The organism is Streptomyces sp. NPDC051183 (assembly GCF_040682455.1).
Lineage (GTDB): Bacteria > Actinomycetota > Actinomycetes > Streptomycetales > Streptomycetaceae > Streptomyces.
In genome coordinates this window covers 83,019-103,970 of the sequence record NZ_JBFBBA010000005.1, presented here as the reverse complement: position 1 = coordinate 103,970, position 20,952 = coordinate 83,019, and the positions used below count along the sequence as shown (strand labels likewise).

The 20,952-nt window shown below is 71.2% G+C and carries 21 protein-coding genes and 1 riboswitch; of the genes, 10 read left to right on the top strand and 11 right to left on the bottom strand.

Going from position 1 to position 20,952, the window contains the following annotated elements:
- Positions 1-44: 44 nt before the first annotated feature.
- On the top strand, positions 45-602 hold the full coding sequence (locus tag AB0M99_RS06125) for a helix-turn-helix domain-containing protein (RefSeq protein ID WP_365917592.1): 558 nt from the start codon (positions 45-47) through the stop codon (positions 600-602).
- A 54-nt stretch (positions 603-656) separates the two neighbouring features.
- Here AB0M99_RS06125 and AB0M99_RS06120 read toward each other — a convergent pair whose 3' ends face one another.
- A complete protein-coding gene (locus AB0M99_RS06120) occupies positions 657-1,118 on the bottom strand; it encodes a M23 family metallopeptidase (protein WP_365917471.1) in 462 nt (153 codons plus the stop codon).
- A 249-nt stretch (positions 1,119-1,367) separates the two neighbouring features.
- On the opposite strand from AB0M99_RS06120, the gene rpsB reads away from it, so the two are divergent.
- The 9 genes from rpsB (at position 1,368) to AB0M99_RS06075 (ending at position 11,130) form a co-directional block, all read left to right on the top strand.
- Positions 1,368-2,246 carry a 30S ribosomal protein S2 gene (gene rpsB, locus AB0M99_RS06115; protein ID WP_365917470.1) on the top strand — a complete coding sequence of 293 codons (879 nt, stop codon included), beginning with the start codon at positions 1,368-1,370 and terminating at the stop codon, positions 2,244-2,246.
- Between the two features lie 132 nt (positions 2,247-2,378).
- Positions 2,379-3,215 (top strand): translation elongation factor Ts, encoded by an 837-nt coding sequence (gene tsf / locus AB0M99_RS06110; protein WP_365917469.1) that lies wholly within the window; start codon positions 2,379-2,381, stop codon positions 3,213-3,215.
- A gap of 162 nt (positions 3,216-3,377) precedes the next feature.
- Entirely contained in the window at positions 3,378-4,157 is a 780-nt protein-coding gene (gene pyrH / locus AB0M99_RS06105) for a UMP kinase (protein ID WP_365917468.1), read from the top strand.
- 85 nt (positions 4,158-4,242) lie between these two features.
- Positions 4,243-4,800: a ribosome recycling factor gene (frr, locus tag AB0M99_RS06100; protein WP_365917467.1), complete on the top strand. Its 558-nt coding sequence runs from the start codon at positions 4,243-4,245 to the stop codon at positions 4,798-4,800.
- Positions 4,800-5,876, top strand: coding sequence for a phosphatidate cytidylyltransferase (locus AB0M99_RS06095; protein ID WP_365917466.1), 1,077 nt, complete (start codon positions 4,800-4,802; stop codon positions 5,874-5,876). Before frr ends, AB0M99_RS06095 begins: the two co-directional genes overlap by 1 nt.
- Positions 5,877-5,969: 93 nt before the next feature.
- Positions 5,970-7,082 carry a 23S rRNA (adenine(2503)-C(2))-methyltransferase RlmN gene (rlmN, locus tag AB0M99_RS06090; protein ID WP_365917465.1) on the top strand — a complete coding sequence of 371 codons (1,113 nt, stop codon included), beginning with the start codon at positions 5,970-5,972 and terminating at the stop codon, positions 7,080-7,082.
- 58 nt (positions 7,083-7,140) lie between these two features.
- Positions 7,141-7,250: riboswitch (TPP riboswitch) on the top strand.
- An 84-nt stretch (positions 7,251-7,334) separates the two neighbouring features.
- On the top strand, positions 7,335-8,435 hold the full coding sequence (locus AB0M99_RS06085; protein ID WP_365917464.1) for a thiamine ABC transporter substrate-binding protein: 1,101 nt from the start codon (positions 7,335-7,337) through the stop codon (positions 8,433-8,435).
- A 53-nt stretch (positions 8,436-8,488) separates the two neighbouring features.
- Positions 8,489-10,105 carry an iron ABC transporter permease gene (locus AB0M99_RS06080; RefSeq protein ID WP_365917591.1) on the top strand — a complete coding sequence of 539 codons (1,617 nt, stop codon included), beginning with the start codon at positions 8,489-8,491 and terminating at the stop codon, positions 10,103-10,105.
- Positions 10,105-11,130, top strand: a complete 1,026-nt coding sequence (locus tag AB0M99_RS06075) for an ABC transporter ATP-binding protein (protein ID WP_365917463.1) — start codon at positions 10,105-10,107, stop codon at positions 11,128-11,130. The genes AB0M99_RS06080 and AB0M99_RS06075 overlap by 1 nt, the downstream gene beginning before the upstream one ends.
- Here AB0M99_RS06075 and AB0M99_RS06070 read toward each other — a convergent pair.
- From AB0M99_RS06070 to AB0M99_RS06025, 10 genes are all read right to left on the bottom strand, one after another.
- Positions 11,127-12,371, bottom strand: a complete 1,245-nt coding sequence (locus tag AB0M99_RS06070; RefSeq protein WP_365917462.1) for a cytochrome P450 — start codon at positions 12,369-12,371, stop codon at positions 11,127-11,129. The genes AB0M99_RS06075 and AB0M99_RS06070 overlap by 4 nt on opposite strands.
- Positions 12,372-12,384: 13 nt before the next feature.
- Positions 12,385-13,779: an FAD-dependent oxidoreductase gene (locus AB0M99_RS06065; protein WP_365917461.1), complete on the bottom strand. Its 1,395-nt coding sequence runs from the start codon at positions 13,777-13,779 to the stop codon at positions 12,385-12,387.
- On the bottom strand, positions 13,769-14,005 hold the full coding sequence (locus AB0M99_RS06060) for a ferredoxin (RefSeq protein ID WP_365917460.1): 237 nt from the start codon (positions 14,003-14,005) through the stop codon (positions 13,769-13,771). Before AB0M99_RS06060 ends, AB0M99_RS06065 begins: the two co-directional genes overlap by 11 nt.
- Positions 14,006-14,136: 131 nt before the next feature.
- The gene (locus AB0M99_RS06055; protein ID WP_365917459.1) at positions 14,137-14,742 is read right to left on the bottom strand and encodes a hypothetical protein; all 606 of its coding nucleotides are present in this window, start codon (positions 14,740-14,742) and stop codon (positions 14,137-14,139) included.
- A 110-nt stretch (positions 14,743-14,852) separates the two neighbouring features.
- A complete protein-coding gene (locus tag AB0M99_RS06050) occupies positions 14,853-15,761 on the bottom strand; it encodes a hypothetical protein (protein WP_365917458.1) in 909 nt (302 codons plus the stop codon).
- A 79-nt stretch (positions 15,762-15,840) separates the two neighbouring features.
- Complete coding sequence (locus AB0M99_RS06045) at positions 15,841-16,938, bottom strand: LOG family protein (protein ID WP_365917457.1); 1,098 nt, start codon at positions 16,936-16,938, stop codon at positions 15,841-15,843.
- A gap of 26 nt (positions 16,939-16,964) precedes the next feature.
- Complete coding sequence (locus AB0M99_RS06040; RefSeq protein ID WP_365917456.1) at positions 16,965-18,038, bottom strand: hypothetical protein; 1,074 nt, start codon at positions 18,036-18,038, stop codon at positions 16,965-16,967.
- Positions 18,020-18,772 (bottom strand): ATP-binding cassette domain-containing protein, encoded by a 753-nt coding sequence (locus AB0M99_RS06035; RefSeq protein WP_365917455.1) that lies wholly within the window; start codon positions 18,770-18,772, stop codon positions 18,020-18,022. Before AB0M99_RS06035 ends, AB0M99_RS06040 begins: the two co-directional genes overlap by 19 nt.
- A gap of 158 nt (positions 18,773-18,930) precedes the next feature.
- Positions 18,931-20,292 (bottom strand): aspartate aminotransferase family protein, encoded by a 1,362-nt coding sequence (locus AB0M99_RS06030; RefSeq protein WP_365917454.1) that lies wholly within the window; start codon positions 20,290-20,292, stop codon positions 18,931-18,933.
- A 3-nt stretch (positions 20,293-20,295) separates the two neighbouring features.
- Positions 20,296-20,799, bottom strand: a complete 504-nt coding sequence (locus AB0M99_RS06025) for an Lrp/AsnC family transcriptional regulator (protein ID WP_037791052.1) — start codon at positions 20,797-20,799, stop codon at positions 20,296-20,298.
- Between the last annotated feature and the right edge of the window lie 153 nt (positions 20,800-20,952).

The window sequence follows — 20,952 nt, the reverse complement described above, 5'->3', positions numbered from 1 at the left end:
TACCTCCGTAGAGTGGATGCGTGCCCAGGATTCGAGCGGCCTCCGTGGCCGAGCACCGGTCGATGCAGCGCGGCGCCCTGTTGGACGCCGCGCGTTCCCTGCTGTCCGAAGGCGGGACGGAAGCGCTGACCTTCCCCGCCCTCGCGGAGCGGACCGGGCTCGCCCGGTCCTCCGTGTACGAGTACTTCCGGTCCCGCGCGGCCGTGGTCGAAGAGCTGTGCGCGGTGGACTTCCCCGTGTGGGCGGCCGAGATCGAGGCGGCGATGTCCGAGGCCGAGACGCCGGAGGCCAAGATCGAGGCGTACGTGCGGAGCCAGCTGGGGCTGGTGGGGGACCGCCGGCACCGCGCGGTGGTGGCGATCTCCGCCAGCGAGCTGGACGCCGGGGCGCGCGAGAAGATCCGCGCGGCGCACGGCGGGCTCGTCGCGATGATCGTGGAGGCCTTGGCCGCCCTCGGACAGCAGCAGCCGAAGCTGGCCGCGATGCTGCTCCAGGGAGTGGTCGACGCGGCCGTCCGGCGGATCGAGCTCGGGGCGGCCGAGGACCCGGCCGTGGTCACTGAGGCGGCCGTCGCCATGGCGCTGCGGGGCGTCCGGGGCTGAGGCCCGGGCTCCGACCTGCGGCTCCGACCTGCGGCTCCGACCCGCACCCGCGCCTCAGAGCGGACCGGGGTCCGGCAGCAGGCGCGGCGTCGGGCGGGGGACGAGCGTCAGCGGGTTCAGGTAGACCTCGCCCGCCAGGAGCCCCCAGTGCAGGCACGGGGCCGGACAGTGCGAGCCCTCCGTCAGCACCGCCACCACCTGCCCGGTGCTGACCTGCTCACCCTCCGCGACCAGCGGGCGGACCGGCTCGTACGTCGTGCGCAGCCCGTTCGGGAGCGTGAGCGAGAGCACCCCGCGCCCCGCGACCTGCCCGGCGTGGTGCACGCGGCCCGGGCCGACCGCGCGGAGCTCCGCGCCCACCGGCGCGAACAGGTCCACCCCGCGGTGGCCGGCCGCGTACGGGCCCGGCGGAGGATCCCACCAGCGCGCCACCGACAGCGGCGGGGGCAGCGGGCGGGCCCCGGGCGCGGCGGCCTGGAGCAGGGTCAGCAGCAGGCTGATCAGCAGTGTCGTCATGGCCCTCAGCGTCCCGCGGCCGGGCCGCGGCCGGCGGCCCCTGTGGACAACGCCGGGGGTGTGGACAACGGCGTCACCCGGCATACCGCCGGGTCCCGTACACTTCTTGTGGCGATCCGGGTCACCGGGTCGACTTCGCACGCCCCAGCACCGGCCCGAAAAGGCCTGGTGACAGCGTCTCTCGGTCCCTCAGCGGGGCAGGACGCGGCGGGGCGTCAGGAACCAAACCGAGAAACCAAGGAGATGGCCATGGCCGTCGTAACGATGCGGGAGCTGCTGGAAAGCGGCGTCCACTTCGGTCACCAGACCCGCCGCTGGAACCCGAAGATGAAGCGCTTCATCTTCACGGAGCGCAACGGCATCTACATCATCGACCTGCTGCAGTCGCTGTCGTACATCGACCGCGCCTACGAGTTCGTGAAGGAGACCGTCGCGCACGGTGGCTCCATCATGTTCGTCGGTACCAAGAAGCAGGCCCAGGAGGCCATCGCCGAGCAGGCGACGCGCGTTGGTATGCCGTACGTCAACCAGCGCTGGCTGGGTGGCATGCTCACCAACTTCTCCACCGTCTACAAGCGCCTTCAGCGTCTGAAGGAGCTTGAGGCGATCGACTTCGAGGACGTCGCCGCCTCGGGTCTCACCAAGAAGGAGCTCCTGGTCCTCTCCCGCGAGAAGGCCAAGCTGGAGAAGACCCTCGGTGGTATCCGCGAGATGTCGAAGGTCCCCAGCGCCGTCTGGATCGTCGACACCAAGAAGGAGCACATCGCCGTCGGTGAGGCGCGCAAGCTCCACATCCCGGTCGTCGCGATCCTCGACACCAACTGCGACCCCGACGAGGTCGACTACAAGATCCCGGGCAACGACGACGCGATCCGCTCCGTCACCCTGCTCACCCGCGTGATCGCCGACGCCGTCGCCGAGGGCCTCATCGCCCGCTCCGGCGCTGCGACCGGCGACTCGAAGCCGGGCGAGAAGGCCGCTGCCGAGCCGCTCGCCGAGTGGGAGCGCGACCTGCTCGAGGGCGACAAGAAGGCTGACGACGCCGCCGAGGCCGCTCCGGCCGAGGCCCCGGCCGCCGAGGCCGAGGTCGTCGCCGAGGCTCCGGCCGCCGACGCCGAGCAGGCCTGACCCACTGAGAGCGCCCGGCGTTCACGCGCCGGGCACTCACAGCACGGACGATGACGGCGGGGGCGCCGCGCCACGAGCGCGGCCCCCCGTCGCACCCGTAGATCTACGACTTCGAGAGAGAATCACAGACTCATGGCGAACTACACCGCCGCTGACGTCAAGAAGCTCCGCGAGCTCACCGGCGCCGGCATGCTGGACTGCAAGAACGCGCTGGTCGAGTCCGACGGCGACGTCGACAAGGCCGTCGAGGCGCTCCGTATCAAGGGTCAGAAGGGCGTCGCCAAGCGCGAGGGCCGTTCTGCCGAGAACGGTGCCGTCGTCTCCCTGATCGCCGACGACAACACCTCCGGTGTCATCGTCGAGCTGAAGTGCGAGACGGACTTCGTCGCCAAGGGCGAGAAGTTCCTGGCCGTCGCCAACCAGCTGGCCGCGCACGTCGCCGCCACCTCCCCGGCCGACCTCGAGGCGCTGCTGGCGTCCGAGATCGAGCCCGGCAAGACCGTCACCGCTTTCGTCGACGAGGCCAACGCCAACCTCGGCGAGAAGATCGTCCTGGACCGCTTCGCGCAGTTCACCGGCGGTTACGTCGCGGCGTACATGCACCGCACCATGCCCGACCTGCCGTTCCAGATCGGCGTCCTGGTCGAGCTCGACAAGGAGAACGCCGAGGTCGCCCGCGGCATCGCGCAGCACATCGCCGCGTTCTCCCCGCGCTGGCTCTCCAAGGAAGACGTCCCGGCCGACGTCGTCGAGTCCGAGCGCCGCGTAGCCGAAGAGGTCACCCGCGCCGAGGGCAAGCCCGAGGCCGCGCTCCCGAAGATCGTCGAGGGTCGCGTCAACGGCTTCTTCAAGGACAACACGCTCCTTGGCCAGGCGTACGCCCTGGACGCCAAGAAGTCCGTCCAGAAGGTCCTGGACGAGGCCGGCGTCACCCTGGTGCGCTTCTCGCGCATCAAGGTCGGCATCTGAGTCCGTCCGTACGCGACGGACACCGGACCCCGGTAGGGTCTGAGGCAGTCGTCCGCGCTCGCGCGAGGCGACCGCAGATCTGACGAGGAGGCCATTGCCGTAGAGGGAACCGCAAGGACCCACCGGCAATGGCCTTCTTCGTATGTGCACGAGGAGATCTCCATGAATCAGGGCGTGGACCCCCACACCGCTTCCGACGACAAGAGCGACCAGGACAAGAAGGGCCGCCGCTTCATGCTGAAGCTGTCGGGCGAGGCCTTCTCCGGTGGCGGAGGACTCGGCGTCGACCCCGACGTCGTCCACGCCATCGCGCGTGAGATCGCCGCGGTGGTCCGCGACGGCGCGGAGATCGCCGTCGTGATCGGCGGCGGCAACTTCTTCCGCGGCGCCGAGCTCCAGCAGCGCGGCATGGACCGGGCCCGGTCCGACTACATGGGCATGCTCGGCACGGTCATGAACTGCCTCGCCCTCCAGGACTTCCTGGAGAAGGAAGGCATCGACTCGCGCGTCCAGACGGCCATCACCATGGGCCAGGTCGCGGAGCCGTACATCCCGCTGCGCGCCGTGCGCCACCTGGAGAAGGGCCGCGTCGTGATCTTCGGCGCGGGCATGGGCATGCCCTACTTCTCCACCGACACCACGGCCGCCCAGCGCGCCCTGGAAATCGACGCCGAGGCCCTGCTCATGGGCAAGAACGGGGTCGACGGGGTCTACGACTCCGACCCGAAGAAGAACCCGGAAGCGGTGAAGTTCGACGCCCTGGAGTACGGCGAGGTGCTTTCCCGCGACCTCAAGGTCGCCGACGCCACCGCCATCACCCTGTGCCGCGACAACAAGCTGCCGATCCTGGTCTTCGAGCTGCTCGCCGAGGGCAATATCGCCCGCGCCGTCAAGGGTGAGAAGATCGGCACGCTCGTGAGCGACCAGGGCACCCGGGCCTGAGCCCGTCGCTGCCGGGCCGCGGCCTGCAGGGCCGAGCCCGTACCGCCCGCCTGAACCATCCGTATCTGACATGCAGGAGCACGTGGTGACCGAAGAGATCCTCCTCGAGGCCGAGGAGAAGATGGAAAAGGCCGTCGTCGTCGCCAAGGAAGACTTCGCCGCGATTCGCACCGGCCGTGCGCACCCGGCGATGTTCAACAAGATCGTGGCGGAGTACTACGGCGCCATCACGCCCATCAACCAGCTCGCCTCGTTCTCGGTGCCCGAGCCGCGCATGGCCGTCGTGACCCCGTTCGACAAGAGCGCCCTGCGCAACATCGAGCAGGCCATCCGCGACTCCGACCTGGGCGTCAACCCCAGCAACGACGGCAGCATCATCCGGGTGACCTTCCCCGAGCTGACGCAGGAGCGCCGCAAGGAGTACGTCAAGGTCGCGCGCACCAAGGCCGAGGACTCCAAGGTCTCGATCCGCGCCGTCCGCCGCAAGGCCAAGGACGCCCTCGACAAGCTCGTCAAGGACAAGGAAGCCGGCGAGGACGAGGTGCGCCGCGCCGAGAAGGAGCTCGACGACACCACCGCGAAGTACGTCGCGCAGGTGGACGAGCTCCTCAAGCACAAGGAAGCCGAGCTCCTCGAGGTCTGATGAACGACTCTCCCTGGGCCACGGAGCCGGTTCCGGCGGGTCCCGCATACGATGCGCTGGTGGGCCCGCAGACTCGGCCCATGCCCATCGTGCCCGATGCCGCCGGCCGTGACTTCGACGACCGGGAAGCACGCGATCGGGGGGCCGCCGCTGACGGCGGCCCCCCGTTCCGCGCCGAGACGCCGCCGCAGGAGCCCATGCCCAGCCCCCCGCCCCCGCCTTCGCAGGCACCGCAGGACGCCTCGCCCCCGCCGCAGAAGAAGCGCGCCGGGCGGGACCTGCGTGCCGCCATAGGGGTCGGTGTCGGCCTGGGCGCAGTGATCTTCGCTTCGCTGTTCATCGTCAAGGCGGTCTTCGTCGGCGTCATCGTCGTCGCGGTCGTCGTGGGCCTGTGGGAGCTGACCTCCCGGCTCCAGGAGAAGAAGGGCGTCAAGGCGCCGCTGGTACCGCTCGCGGTCGGCGGCGCGGCGATGGTCATCGCCGGCTACGTCCGGGGGGCCGAGGGCGCCTGGGTTGCCATGGCCCTGACCGCGCTGGCGGTCCTGGTCTGGCGGATGACCGAACCGCCCGAGGACTACCTCAAGGACGTCACGGCGGGTGTCTTCGCGGCGTTCTACGTGCCCTTCCTGGCCACGTTCGTCGCGATGCTGCTCACCGCCGACGACGGGCCGCAGCGCGTCGTCACCTTCCTGGTCCTGACCGTGGTCAGCGACACCGGGGCGTACGCGGTGGGCTGGCGCTTCGGCAAGACGAAGCTCGCTCCGCGCATCAGCCCCGGCAAGACCCGCGAGGGCCTGTTCGGTGCGGTGGCCTTCGCCATGGTCGCCGGCGCGCTGTGCATGGAGTTCCTGATCGACGGCGGCTCCTGGTGGCAGGGCCTGCTGCTGGGCCTCGCGGTCGCGGTCAGCGCCACGCTGGGAGACCTCGGCGAGTCGATGATCAAGCGGGACCTGGGCATCAAGGACATGGGCACGCTGCTGCCGGGCCACGGCGGGATCATGGACCGGCTCGACTCGCTGCTGCCGACCGCACCGGTGGTGTGGCTGCTGCTGGCGGCGTTCGTCGGCACCGGCTGACCTGCGGAAAGGCGTCCGTACAGGTCGGGCGGTTACTCTTGAGAGGCGCGCTGCTTCTGCGGCGCGCCTTTCGTCTTACAAGGAGTACCTGCCATGGCCCGCCCTGTTCCGGGAGAGCTCACCTTCGTCGCACCGCGCGGAGCCAAGAAGCCGCCCCGGCACCTCGCCGACCTCACTCCCGAGGAGCGCCGCGAGGCGGTCGCCGCGATCGGTGAGAAGCCGTTCCGGGCCAAGCAGCTTTCGCAGCACTACTTCGCCCGGTACGCGCACGACCCGGCCGAGTGGACCGACATCCCGGCGGGCTCCCGCGAGAAGCTCCAGCAGGAGCTGCTGCCGGACCTGATGTCGGTCATCCGGCACATCTCGTGCGACGACGACACCACCCGCAAGACCCTGTGGAAGCTGCACGACGGCACGCTCGTCGAGTCCGTGCTGATGCGCTACCCCGACCGGGTGACCATGTGCATCTCCTCGCAGGCCGGCTGCGGCATGAACTGCCCGTTCTGCGCCACCGGCCAGGCGGGCCTCGACCGCAACCTCTCCACCGCCGAGATCGTGCACCAGATCGTCGACGGCATGCGCGCCCTGCGCGACGGCGAGGTCCCGGGCGGACCGGCCCGGCTGTCGAACATCGTCTTCATGGGCATGGGCGAGCCGCTCGCCAACTACAACCGCGTCGTCGGTGCCATCCGGCGCCTCACCGACCCGGAGCCCGACGGCCTGGGCCTGTCCCAGCGAGGCATCACCGTCTCCACCGTCGGCCTGGTCCCGGCCATGCTGCGCTTCGCCGACGAGGGCTTCAAGTGCCGCCTCGCCGTCTCGCTGCACGCGCCGGACGACGAGCTGCGCGACACGCTGGTCCCCGTGAACACCCGCTGGAACGTCCGCGAGGTGCTCGGCGCGGCCTGGGAGTACGCGGAGAAGTCCGGCCGCCGGATCTCCATCGAGTACGCCCTGATCCGCGACATCAACGACCAGGCCTGGCGGGGCGACCTGCTCGGCAAGCTGCTCAAGGGCAAGCGCGTACACGTCAACCTGATCCCGCTGAACCCGACCCCGGGCTCGAAGTGGACCGCTTCGCGGCCCGAGGACGAGAAGGCGTTCGTCGAGGCCATCGCCCGCCACGGCGTGCCGGTGACCGTACGCGACACCCGCGGCCAGGAGATCGACGGCGCGTGCGGACAGCTCGCCGCCTCCGAGCGCTAGGTTTCGGTCAACAGCGCTCGTATTCGGCCACGGGGTACCCTGTGGCCGAACCAATTTCATATTCCGACAGGGGAGCGCCACAGCGCTGAGAGTGCGGTATCCGTCATCCGCAGACCCTCTGAACCTCGCCCCGGTCATTCGGGGTAGGAAGTTCGGTCACCACTCAAGCTGTTGCGCCCTGCCCGGCGTCCGCTCCGAGAGAGCGCCGGGCGGGGCCGCGTCTTCTCCTGGTCATCCCAGGAGGAATCACCAGTGAGCACCACCAAGAAGATCGCGGGTGCCGCGCTCGCGGCCGCGCTGGGCGTCACCACGCTCAGCGCCTGCGGCGGCGGCGACGCCAAGGACAAGTCCGCGGGCGCGAGCGACGCCCCCAAGTCCAAGACGGTCACCCTCGTCTCCCACGACTCCTTCAACGTGACCGACACGGTCCTCAAGGAGTTCGAGCAGCAGAGCGGCTACACCGTCAAGGTGCTGAAGTCCGGGGACGCGGGCGCGGCGCTGAACCAGGAGATCCTCACCAAGGGCTCCCCGCGCGGCGACGTCTTCTTCGGTGTCGACAACACGCTCCTCTCGCGCGCCCTCGACAACGGCATCTTCACGCCGTACGAGGCCAAGGGCCTGGGCGAGGTCAAGGCGGAGTACGTGCTCGACAAGGAGCACCGGGTCACCCCGATCGACTCCGGCGACATCTGCGTCAACTACGACAAGGCCTACTTCGCCGAGAAGAAGATCGCCCCGCCGCAGACGCTGGACGACCTGATCAAGCCGGAGTACAAGAACCTGCTGGTCACCGAGAACGCCGCCACCTCCTCGCCCGGCCTCGGCTTCCTCCTCGCCTCCGTCGGCAAGTACGGCGACGACGGCTGGAAGGACTACTGGAGCAAGCTCAAGGCCAACGGCGTCGAGGTCGTCGACGGCTGGGAGCAGGCCTACAACGAGCGCTTCTCCGGTTCCGCGGGCGGCAAGAAGGCCAAGGGAGACCGGCCGCTGGTCGTCTCGTACGCCTCCAGCCCGCCGGTCGAGGTGCTCTACGGCGAGCCGCAGCCGGCCGAGGCCCCCACGGGCGTCGCCACCGGCACCTGCTTCCGCCAGGTCGAGTTCGCGGGTCTGCTCAAGGGAGCCAAGAACGAGGAGGGCGGCAAGGCGCTCCTCGACTTCCTGATCGGCAAGAAGTTCCAGGAGGACATGCCGCTGCAGATGTTCGTGAACCCGGTGGTCAAGGACGCGAAGCTGCCGGAGCTGTTCACGAAGCACGGAGTGGTGATCGAGAAGCCGGAGACGGTCGCGCCGGACAGCATCGCCAAGAACCGTGAGCAGTGGGTCAAGGCATGGTCCTCGCTCGTCGTGAAGTAGTACGGGAGAGCCCGAAGGAGAGCGTCCGGGCCACGGCCGTCAGGCTGGGCCTGATGGCCGTCCCGCTCGCCTTCTTCGGGCTGTTCTTCGCGTATCCCGTCGCCGCGATCGTCGGGCGCGGGCTCAGGACCGACACCGGCTGGCAGTTCGGCCGGATCGGAGAGGTGCTGGCCCGGCCCGACATCGCCGACGTGCTCTGGTTCACCACCTGGCAGGCGCTCGCGTCCACCGCGCTCACGCTCCTGATCGCGCTCCCCGGCGCGTACGTCTTCGCGCGCTTCGAGTTCCCCGGCAAGCAGTTGCTGCGGGCGCTGGTGACCGTGCCGTTCGTGCTGCCGACCGTGGTGGTCGGCACCGCCTTCCTGGCGCTCGTCGGGCGGAACGGTCTGCTGGACGAGCTGTGGGGGATCCGGCTGGACACCACCGTCTGGGCGATCCTGCTCGCGCACGTCTTCTTCAACTACGCCGTGGTCGTACGCACCGTCGGCGGGCTCTGGGCGCAGCTCGACCCGCGTCAGGAGGAGGCCGCCCGGGTGCTGGGGGCCGGGCGGTTCGCGGCCTGGCGGCGGGTGACGCTGCCCGCGCTGGCCCCGGCGGTGGCGGCCGCCTCTCTGATGGTCTTCCTGTTCACCTTCACCTCCTTCGGGGTCGTGCAGATCCTCGGCGGGCCCTCGTACTCCACCCTGGAGGTGGAGGTCTACCGGCAGACCGCGCAGCTCCTGGACCTGCCGACGGCGGCGGTCCTGACGATGGTTCAGTTCGCGGCGGTCGGCGCCATCCTCGGGGTGCACGCCTGGACCGTGCGCAAGCGGGAGACCGCGCTGCGCCTCGTGGACCCGGGTCGCACGACGCACCGGCCGCGCGGGCTCGCGCAGCGCGGGCTGCTGGGCGCGGTGCTGCTGACGGTGGCGCTGCTGATCGTGCTGCCGCTGGGCGTGCTGGTGGAACGGTCCTTCGACGCGCCCGGCGGGTACGGGTTCGGTTTCTACCGGGCGCTCCAGGAGGTGGGTGCGGGCGGCGGAACGTTCCTGGTGCCGCCGCTGGAGGCGATCTGGAACTCCCTGCAGTACGCGCTCGCCGCCACCGCCATCGCCCTGGTGATCGGGGGGCTCGCGGCCGCGGCGCTGACCCGGCGCGGGGGCCGGTTCGTGCGCGGGTTCGATGCGCTGCTGATGCTGCCGCTGGGGGTGTCGGCGGTGACGGTGGGCTTCGGCTTCCTGATCACCCTGGACGAGCCGCCGCTGGACCTGCGGACCTCGTGGATCCTGGTGCCGCTGGCCCAGGCGCTGGTGGGGGTGCCGTTCGTCGTACGGACCATGCTCCCGGTGCTGCGGGCCGTGGACGGGCGGCTGCGGGAGGCCGCCGCCGTGCTCGGCGCGTCCCCGCTGCGGGCGTGGCGGGAGGTGGACCTGCCGCTGGTGCGGCGGGCGCTGCTGATCGCCGCCGGGTTCGCCTTCGCGGTGTCGCTGGGCGAGTTCGGGGCGACCGTCTTCATCGCCCGGCCGGACCACCCGACGCTGCCCGTGGCCGTGGCGCGGCTGCTGGGGCGGGCGGGGGAGATGAACTACGGGCAGGCGATGGCCCTGAGCACGATTCTGATGCTGGTGTGCGCGGTGTCCCTGCTGGTGCTGGAGCGACTGCGACCCGACAAGACCTCGGGAGAGTTCTGATGACGCTGCTCCGGCTGGAAGGGGTGTCGGTCCGCTTCGGCGAGCGCGCCGTCGTGGACTCCGTCGACCTGGAGGTCGCCGAGCACGAGATCGTGTGCGTGCTGGGCCCGAGCGGCAGCGGGAAGTCGACGCTGCTGCGGGTCGTCGCCGGGCTCCAGCAGGTGTCCGGGGGCCGCGTCCTGCTCGGAGGGGCCGACCAGGCCGGCGTACCGGTGCACCGGCGCGGAGTCGGCCTGATGTTCCAGGACCACCAGTTGTTCCCGCACCGGGACGTGGGCGGGAACGTCGCCTTCGGCCTGCGGATGCGGGGTTCCTCGAAGGGGGCGTACGAGGCCCAGGTCGCGGAGCTGCTGGAGCTGGTCGGGCTCCCCGGAGCCCGGGGCAGGGCCGTGGCCTCGCTGTCCGGGGGAGAGCAGCAGCGGGTGGCGCTGGCGCGGGCGCTGGCCCCGTCGCCGCGGCTGCTGATGCTGGACGAGCCGCTGGGACAGCTGGACCGCGGGCTGCGGGAGCGGCTGGTCGTGGAGCTCCAGGGGCTGTTCTCCCGGCTGGGGACCACCGTGCTGGCCGTCACGCACGACCAGGGGGAGGCCTTCGCACTGGCCGACCGGGTGATCGTGATGCGGGACGGGCGGATCGCGCAGGCCGGGACCCCGCTGGAGGTGTGGCAGCGGCCGGCCTCCGAGTTCGTGGCCCGGTTCCTGGGCTTCGAGAACGTGGTCCCGGCCGTGGTGTCCGGCGGCGCCGCGGCCACCGCGTGGGGCAAGGTCCCCGTGCCGCCCGGGTCCCCGGAGGGGGAGCAGCGGCTGCTGATCCGGCCCGCCGGGGTCGTCCTGGGGCCGGAGGGCCTCGCGTGCGTGGTGGAGTCCCGTACCTTCCGCGGCACGCACGTCGCGCTGCTGCTGCGCCCGGAGGCGGGTCCCGTGCTGGAGGCCGAGTGCGGCCTGGCGGGGGCGCCGTCGGTGGGCGACCGCGTCGCGGTGACCTTCACCCCGTCCGAGGTGGTCGTGCTCCCGGCCGCGAACTAGTCGAGGATGCGGTCGCAGGCGATCGGCAGGTGGCGCGGGCCGCGCAGGACCGCGTTCTGCCGGTAGGGGGGCGGGTCCTCCAGGAGCCGGGGGTTGTCCAGCCGGCGGGCGAGCTCGCTCAGCGCCAGCTGGGCCTCCAGCCGCGCCAGCGGCGCCCCGAAGCAGCTGTGGATGCCGCTGCCGAGTCCGAGGTGCTGGATGTCCTTGCGGTCCGGGTCGAAGCGGTCCGGGTCCTCGAACCGCTTCGGGTCGCGGTTGCCGGAGGCCAGGATCAGCCACAGGGACGCGCCCTTGGGGATGGAGACCCCGGCGACCTCGATGTCGGCCAGCGTGCTGCGCTGGGGCAGGAGCTGGACCGGAGGCTCGTAGCGGAGCAGCTCCTCGACCATGGGGACGGCCAGGCCCGTGTCCTCGCGCAGCCGCTGGAGCACGTCCGGGTGGCGCAGCAGGGTCAGCATCCCGTTGGTGATGAGGTTGACCGTGGTCTCGTGGCCCGCGATCAGCAGGAGCGCGGAGGTGCTGAGCACCTCCATCGTCGTCATCGCGCCGTCCGGTCCGTCCGCCGTCGCCAGATGGGACAGCATGTCGTCACCGGGGCTCTTGCGGCGCTCCTCGATCAGCCCGGCCAGGTACATGCCGAGCTCCATCCGCACATCGGTGGAACCCTTGTGGCGCTGCGAGGGGTCGGCGTCCGGGTCGGGGTCCAGGCTCGCGGCGAGGGCGTCCGCCCACACGTGGAAACGCGGCTCGTCCTCGGGCGGCACGCCCAGCAGCCGGCAGATCACCGAGACGGGGAACGGGTAGGAGAACTGGTCGACCAGGTCGATCCGGTCCAGACCGTCCGCGGAGGCGATGCCGTCGATCAGCCCGGAGACGATGCCCCCGAGCTCGCCGCGCATGTCGTGGACCCGGTGCGGGGTGTGCGGCGGGCCGAACGGGCGGTTCGTCATCCGGCGCAGCCGGTCGTGCTCCGGGGGGTCGAGGTTCAGGAAGGCGGGCGGCAGCGCCGTGTCCTCCTCCTCGGCCTGGGCCAGCGGGTCGGCCGCCGTCGGCGTCAGATTGCGGCGGTCGGAGCTGATCCGCGGGTCGTGGAGGAGGCTCTGGATCTCGTAGTAGGTGCTGACGACGTACGGTCCGTCGCCCTCGTGGGACACCGGCGTCTTGCGGAGCTCCTCGTACAGCGGATACGGATCGGCACGGTTCGCGTAGTCGATGATCTCCCGCAGGATGGCTTGTGTCATGACAGGTCCTCGATCAGTGGTGCGCGGGGGTGAACGTCATCCGCCGGTCGGCCGGCGAGTAGCCGCTGAGGGTGATCGTCGGGCCGTGCGTGGGCACTGACGGGTCGGGGAAGTCCGCCGGCATCGGCTTGTGGCCCTCCGGCCTGCGGTCCACGGTGGCGAACGGCGGCGGGAACGGCGCGGTGGTCTCGATCAGGTGCTGGTAGAACGGCAGCCAGCGCGAATGGTCGAAGGTGACCGCGCCGATGACCCGCCCCTGGTACCCGTACACGCCGGTGAACCTGCGCTCGTCGCGCGAGCCCTGTGCGATGAGGATCTCCGTCCCCATCGAGGGCACCCCGACGGACTTGATGTTCACGCCGAACTGGGACGACCAGAAGGCCGGGACCCACACGTGGGGGCGGCGGTCCATGCCCTCGCTGAGCATGTTGTGCGCCGCCGTCTCGGCCTGGGCGACGGCATTGCCCCAGTGCTCCAGGGACAGGAACTGGTACCCGAAGAGCGCGTGCGGGGAACGTGCCACGTCACCCGCCACGTAGATGTCGTCGGTGACGATGCCCCAGATGTCGAAGGCCCGGCAGCCCGCGTCGCAGGCGATGCCGCGCGGACCCGCACCCAGACCGGACCCGGAGAGCCACTCGGTGTTGCGCTGCGCGCCGAGCGAGACGACCACCACGTCGGCCTCGACGGTGGCGCCGTCGGACAGGTGCGCGGCGCGGAACCGCCCGGAGGGATCGCCCTCCAGCCCGGTCACCATGACACCGGTGCGCAAGTCCACTCCGGCCTCGCGGTGCATTCCGGCCGCGACCTCCCCGATGACCCCGCCGAGCGCGCCGACCAGGGGCGCGTCGCCCCGTTCGGCGACGGTGACGGGCAGATCGCGCTCACGGCAGGCGGACGCGATCTCCGATCCGGTGAATCCGGCCCCGATGACGAGCACCCGGCGCGGGCCGGCGGCGAGACTGCGTGCCAGAGCGGCGCCGTCGTCCCGGGTGCGCAGGACGAAGACGCCGTCCAGCGCGCCCTCCTCCTCGTTCGGCCACGGCCGGGCCCGCACTCCGGTGGCGATCAGCAGCCGGTCGTACTCCACCGCGTCACCGTCGGCGAGGAGCACCCGTCGGCCCGCCATGTCCAGGCCGGTGGCGGGGACGCCGAGGCGCCACTTGGCGTCGATGTCCCGGCGGCGCGGGAGCGCGGTACGGTCCGCGGTCGCCTTTCCCAGCAGGACCTGCTTGGACAGCGGGGGCCGGTCGTACGGCTCGTAGGGTTCGTCGCCGATCATCGTCAGCGAACCGGCGAAGCCCTCCTCGCGCATGGTCTCCGCCGCCCGCAGTCCGGCCAGCGAGGCGCCGACGACGACGATGCGGCCCTCACGCTTGAGGCGCTCCAGGGCGCCGTCACCGCTCACCGCGCACCTCCGCGGTGAGTGCGGGTTCGTCCGCCGCGTCGTATTCGACGAGGATCGCCCCGACCGGGCAGGCGGCGACGGCACGTGCGACGTGCTCACGCTGTTCCTCGTCGGTCTCCGGGTTGTAGAGCAGCCCTTCGTCCCCGTGCATGGCGAAGACGCCGGGAGCGAGGAACGCGCACTGTGCGTATCCCTGGCAGCGATTGAGGTCCACGACAAGCCTCATGAGGGATCAGCCTTTCGGTGGCCGGAATGCTCCCCGTGCCCCGAGTCCCCGTGCCCCGAGCCCCCCGCCCCGTCCCGTCCCCTCCCCATCACCAGCATGCGCGCGGGTGCGGCGCGGCGCACGGCGGGCCGCTACCGCAGGGTCGCCCGCAGGATGTGCAGGCCCACGACCAGCGCCCAGGCCGGCAGGATCAGCTCGGACCAGGGGACCCCGGAACCCACGACGACCAGGACCAGCCCGGTCAGATAGCCCAGCAGGGCGAGCGGGCGCGGGAAGATCCCCAGGCGGCGCCCGATGGAGGAGGTCGCGAAGACGAACACGGCGGCCATCCGCATCGCGTACGTCGTCAGGACCGTGTACGCGTAGTGGCGCCCGAAGCCGGCGTCCGCGCCGTCCTGGAGCACGGTGCCCGCCGCGGCGGCCGCGACGAACAGGGTGGCGACGAACACGAAGCCGCTGCCGAGGAAGACGGTGGAGACGAACCGGTCCTCGGCCTCGCCCGCGTGCGCGCGCAGCGCGCCCATGAACCAGAGGAAGGAGATCCCGGCGAAGGGCACGATCTCCAGGGCGAGGCGCACCGCCCAGCGATTCCCGGGGTCGACCACCGCGTCGGCGCCGTCACCCGACGGGATGGCGATCCGCATCAGGACGATCGCCGCCGCCAGCAGCACCGCGAAGACGATCCCGGCCGTCCCGGCGGCCCGGGGGGTGCGCAGCCGCGCACTCGTGGGCTCCATGCACCCTCGCTCTCTCCCCCGCCCCCGTCCAGCTAGCGGCAGCCGCCGCGCGGACGCCATCGGGGGCGGGCCGAGAGAGTGAGGAAGAGCCTCCACCGGACCGGGCGGTGCTACGGAACCGGGACCGGCTCCGGGGCCGCCTCGGCCTCCGCTTCGGCGCCGTCGTGGTTGCCGTACCAGGCCACCGCCACCGCGCCGGTCACCGCCAGGACGAAGCCGAGCACCGCCAGCCAGGCCAGGCCCGGTCGGGAGGCATCGCCCAGCCAGAGCACGCCGATGGCGCCGGGCAGCACCGTCTCGCCCACCACCAGCGCTGCCGTCGCGCCGTTCACCGAGCCGATCTGCAGGGCCACCGTGTGCAGGTACATGCCGCCGAAGCCCGCCACCAGGATCGCGTAGAGCGCCGGGTCGGACAGCAGCGAGGCCAGGTCGAAGGGGTCCACGCCGTTCAGGATGCGCACGCCCACACCGAGCGCGCCGAAGGCCAGACCCGACAGCAGGCCCGCGAGAATCGCCGCCCGGCCGCCGAGGAACCGTACGGCCACGGTGCCGCCGACGATGATCAGGAGCGTCACGGCGAGCAGCCACCAGTGGGTGGACATCGGGGCGTGGTGGCCGCCCTCGTGGCCGGCCGCCGTCGCCAGCAGCACGAGCGCCGTGCAGACGACCCCGATCGAGGCCCACTCCTTCCGGGTCAGCCGGATGCCCAGCATCTTCACGCTGAGCACCGCGGTGATCACCAGGTTGGCGCTGATCACGGTCTGGGAGAGGAACAGCGGCAGCAGCCGGGCGGCGAGGGCGCCGAGGCCGAAGCCCACGAAGTCCAGGATCGTGCCGACGATGAACTCCCACGTCATCGCGGCCTTCGCGGTCGACGACAGGTTCGGCCCGCCGTGCGCGGTCACTCCGGCCGCGGCCGGGGACATACGGGCCGCCCGGCGCGAGCCGACGGCTTGCAGGACGGATCCCGTGCCGTAGCAGATGGACGCCGCGATTGCGGTCAGCAGGCCTATGAGCACCAAAGGCTCCGTTCACTTCTGGCAGGTCTTGTGTACCTATGCCAGACGTGAGAACGGGGCCGGAAGTTGCCTCCCGGACTCAGGTCATTGAGGCGAGTACCGCAGGAACCTCGTCGACCGAGTCGACCAGCGCGATCCGGGACGCGAGCGGACGGCCCGCCGCCAGCGCCTGGAGCAGCGGCCAGGCCGGGAGCCGCTCCGTCCAGTGGGCGCGGCCGACCAGGATCATCGGCGTCGGCTCGCCCCGGGACTCGTAGTAGTTCGGCGTCGCGTTGTCGAAGATCTCCTGCACCGTGCCCGCCGCGCCCGGCAGGAAGACCACGCCCGCGTTGGACCGGGCGAGCAGCCCGTCCTCGCGGGTGGCGTTCGCGAAGTACTTGGCGATGTGGCCCGCGAAGGCGTTCGGCGGCTCGTGCCCGTAGAACCAGGTCGGGATGCCCACCGAGTTGCCGCCGCCGGGCCACCGGCCGCGTACGGCGAAGGCCGCCTGTGCCCAGTCGGAGACCGAGGGGGCGAAGGACGGGGCCTTCGCCAGCATGTCCAGCGCCTCCGCGAGGGCCTCGTCCGGGGACGGGGCCAGATAGGCGCCCAGGTTGGCCGCCTCCATCGCGCCCGGTCCGCCGCCGGTGGCCACCGTCAGCCCGGAGCGGCTCAGCGCCCGGCCCAGTTCCGCCGCGCCCCGGTAGTCCGTACCGCCGCGGGCCATCGCGTGGCCGCCCATCACGCCGACGACGCGGGCGCCCACGAGGTGCTCGTCGAGTGCGTCGGAGATGGCGTCGTCGTGGATGGAGCGGAGCATCGAGGAGAAGATGTCGCCGTCGGCCTTGGTCTCCTGGAACCAGGCGTAGGCCAGGGCGTCCGGGGTGGTCTCGTAGCCCTCCGCCAGCCCGGCGAACAGCTCGTCCGCCGTGTACAGCAGACCGCGGTACGGGTCGAACGGCAGGTCGGGAACCGGCGGGAAGACCAGCGCGCCGTCCGCGCGGACCTTGACCGAGGCGTCGGGCTCCATGGCGCAGCCGAGGAACACGGCCGAGGAGGTGTCCGCCGACAGCAGCGCGAAGGTGCGCTGCAGCAGGTTGACCGACTGGATCCGGTATCCGCTGAGCGAGCCGCGGGCCACCACCCGGTCGAATTCGGCGAGCGTCTCGATCTCGGTGTCGATGTATCCGTTGACCATTCGGCCCACCCTAAGGGCTGCCTGCCTCAGCGGGTCAATGCCAGCGACGTCAGCTGTGCCACACACCAGCTGAGCGGTACGCACACGGCCACCAGCGCGGTCGCCCGCAGGGTCGCGGCGGTACGCAGCACCGCGCCCGGGGCGCCGAGGCCGGCGAGGGCCTCGCGGGCGGCGGCGCGGGCCTGGTGCACCTCCACCGCCGAGGTGAGCAGCGTCGCGGCCGCGCACAGGGCGACCAGCGCGACGGCCGGCCCGGTCAGCGGGCCGAGCGGGACGTCGAGCCCGCCCCGGTCGCGCAGGGCCAGGGAGGTGAGGGCGCCCGCGCCGACGGCGCACAGCACCCCGAGGGGCGGGCCCAGCCGGGGCGCCTCCTCCTGCAGGGTCCGCCCGGCGAGCAGCCGGAGCGCGCCCGGGCGGACGGCCTGCACCAGCGCCCCGCACGCGTAGGCCACGCCCGGCCCGGCGAGGGCGAGCCCGAGGGCGGTCAGCGCCCAGCCGGTGACGGCGCCGGCGCCGCCGCGGCCGGCGTAGGCCTCCACGGCCAGCCCGCTGGCGGTGAGGGCGATGCCCCAGGGCAGCCCGGTCTGCGGGGCGGTCGGCGGGTGCGGCCGCAGCGCGAGGGCGGTGGCGGCCGAAGCGGCCAGGGGGAGCAGGGACAGCAGGGTGAGGGCGGCCGCCACGGGCAGCGGCCGGTCGGCGTGGAGCAGTTCGGCCCCCGCCCCGTCGAAGGGCAGCCCGGCGACGTCCCCGCGCAGGTGGAGGAAGGCGGCCAGGGCGACGGCGCTGCCCAGGGTGCAGGCGACGGCGGTGGAGATCGCCGCGACCAGGGTGATCCGAACGGGTCCCAGCCCGGCCGCGTCCAGCCCTTCCCGGGGCCGGGTGGCCGGGTCGGTACGGGCCACGGCGACGGCGAACTGCACGGTGACGGCGAGCGGGACCAGGGCCCACAGCAGCCGGGGGAACGATCCGGCAGGCCGGGCTACGGCCTGCGCGAGCACGTACAGCAGCAGGAACCCGGTACCGGCCGAGGCGGCGGCCACCAGCAGCCGGCGCAGCTGGACGAGCGGCCGGGAGCCGCGGGCTAGGCGGAGAGCGAGCACGCGGCCTGGTCCTCCGGGGTCTGCGGGGAGGCGGCGGCCGCCGCTCCGGCCGGCCGGCCGTCGAGCAGGGCGACCCGCCGGTCGGCGACGGCCGCGGTCTCCTCGTCGTGGGTGGCCAGCAGGACGGTGATGTCGTGCGAGCGGGCCGCGGTGGTCAGCGTACGGAGCAGCAGGGCGCGCTCGGCGCGGTGCAGCGGGGCCGTCGGCTCGTCGGCGAAGATCACGGCCGGCCGGTTGACGAGGGCGCGGGCCAGGGCGACGCGCTGCGACTCGGCCCGGTTGAGGGCGCCGGGGCGCTTGCGGGCGAAGCCGCCGATGTCGAGGCGCTCCAGCCATTCGCAGGCGGCGTCCTTGGCGGTGCGGTGCGGGGCGCCGGCGATCAGGAGCGGAAGGGCCGCGTTCTCCCAGACCCGCAGTTCGGGCAGGAGCTGGGGCGTGGGGCCGATCCAGCCGAAGCGGTCGCGGCGCAGCCGCTCGCGGGCCAGGGCTCCCATGGTGTGCACGGGCACGCTGTTGAACCAGACCTCGCCCTGTTCGGGCGCCAGCTGTCCGGAAAGGCAGCGCAGCAGCGTGGTCTTGCCGCTGCCGCGCGGGCCGGTGACGGCGAGGATCTCGCCCTCGCGGACACCGAGCGAGACCCCGATGAGGCCGGGCGAACCGCTGTGGGAGTAGTGAAGGGACCGTGCCCAGAGGACGTCGTTGTCTGGCGGGGCGCTGTCCGGGGGAGCCACCATGGCGTACACCTCCGTCCGGGGGAACGAAGCGGAGCCTGCTTGGTCACTGGCGCCGCAAGGAGATGTAAAGAGATGAACGTCTTGGATGGTGACAGCACACGGCCCGGACCCCCTCGTTCTCACTCGAACGGGCGATCCGGGCCGTGTGGTCGGACTATTTACAGCTTGGTCCACGCCTCGGTGAGCACCGAGCGCAGGATGCCTTCGATCTCGTCGAAGGTGCCCTGGTCGGCGGTCAGCGGCGGGGCCAGCTGGATGACCGGGTCGCCGCGGTCGTCGGCCCGGCAGTACAGGCCGTTCTCGAAGAGCGCCTTGGAGAGGAAGCCGTAGAGCACGCGCTCGGTCTCCTCGTCCGAGAAGGACTCCTTGGTGACCTTGTCCTTGACGAGCTCGATGCCGTAGAAGTAGCCGTTGCCGCGGACGTCGCCGACGATCGGCAGGTCGTGCAGCTTCTTCAGCGTCGAGAAGAAGGCGTCCTCGTTGTCCAGCACGTGCTGGTTGAGGCCTTCCTTGTCGAAGATGTCGAGGTTGGCGAGCGCCACCGCGGAGGACACCGGGTGCCCGCCGAAGGTGTAGCCGTGCAGGAAGGTGTTGTCACCCTTGTAGAACGGCTCGGCGAGCTTGTCCGAGATGATGCAGGCACCGATCGGGGAGTAGCCCGAGGTCATGCCCTTGGCGCAGGTGATCATGTCCGGGACGTAGCCGAACTTGTCGCAGGCGAACATCGTGCCGAGGCGGCCGAAGGCGCAGATCGTCTCGTCGGAGACGAGCAGGACGTCGTACTCGTCGCAGATCTCGCGGACCCGCTGGAAGTACCCGGGCGGCGGCGGGAAGCAGCCGCCGGCGTTCTGCACCGGCTCCAGGAACACGGCGGCGACGGTGTCGGCGCCCTCGAACAGGATCTCCTGCTCGATCTGGTCGGCGCACCAGCGGCCGAAGGCCTCGGGGTCGTCGCCGTAGATCGGGGCGCGGTAGATGTTGGTGTTCGGCACCTTGTGCGCGCCGGGGACCAGCGGCTCGAAGGGGGCCTTGAGGGCCGGCAGGCCGGTGATGGAGAGGGCGCCCTGCGGGGTGCCGTGGTAGGCCACCGCACGCGAGATGACCTTGTACTTGGTGTGCTTGCCCTGAAGCTTGTAGTACTGCTTGGCGAGCTTCCAGGCGGTCTCGACGGCCTCGCCGCCGCCGGTGGTGAAGAAGACCTTGTTCAGGTCGCCCGGAGCGTAGTGCGCGAGGCGCTCGGCGAGCTCGACGGCCTTGGGGTGCGCGTACGACCAGATGGGGAAGAACGCGAGTTCCTGGGCCTGCTTGTACGCGACCTCGGCCAGTTCCTTGCGGCCGTGACCGGCGTTGACCACGAACAGTCCGGCGAGACCGTCCAGGTAGCGCTTGCCCTTGTCGTCGAAGATGTAGGTGCCCTCACCCCGCACGATGGTGGGGACGGGAGAGTTCTCGTACGACGACATGCGGGTGAAGTGCATCCACAGGTGGTCGTACGCGGTCTTGGAGAGGTCCTGGCTCACGGGCTATCTCGTTCCCCACATGTAGGTCTGCTTCTTCAGCTTCAGGTAAACGAAGCTTTCGGTTGATCGCACGCCGGGGAGCGCGCGGATCTTCTTGTTGATCGTGTCGAGCAGGTGGTCGTCGTCCTCGCAGACGATCTCCACCATCAGGTCGAACGAGCCCGCGGTCATCACCACGTACTCGCACTCGGCCATCGCGGTCAGGGCGTCGGCCACCGGGTCGAGGTCTCCCTCGACGTTGATGCCGACCATTGCCTGGCGCCGCAGGCCCACGGTGAGCGGGTCGGTGACGGCGACGATCTGCATGACGCCCTGGTCGAGCAGCTTCTGGACGCGCTGTCGCACGGCCGCTTCGGAAAGGCCCACGGCCTTGCCGATGGCCGCGTAGGGACGGCGACCGTCCTCCTGCAGTTGCTCGATGATCGCCAGGGACACAGCATCGACCGAAGGGGACGGTTGTCTGTTCCTGGAATCTGCGCTTCGACTGACCACGACCTCACTGTGCACGAGGAGTCGACAGTTCCGCAAGACGGAATCGATGAAATCCGTTGTTTGGTGACTCGGATAGCACTGATTTCGTAGTTCGTGGTGCGTGGCCCTGTCGAAAACGGCGCACAAGGGGCTAGGCTGGGTTGTTGTCTCAACCATTGGACATGTGAT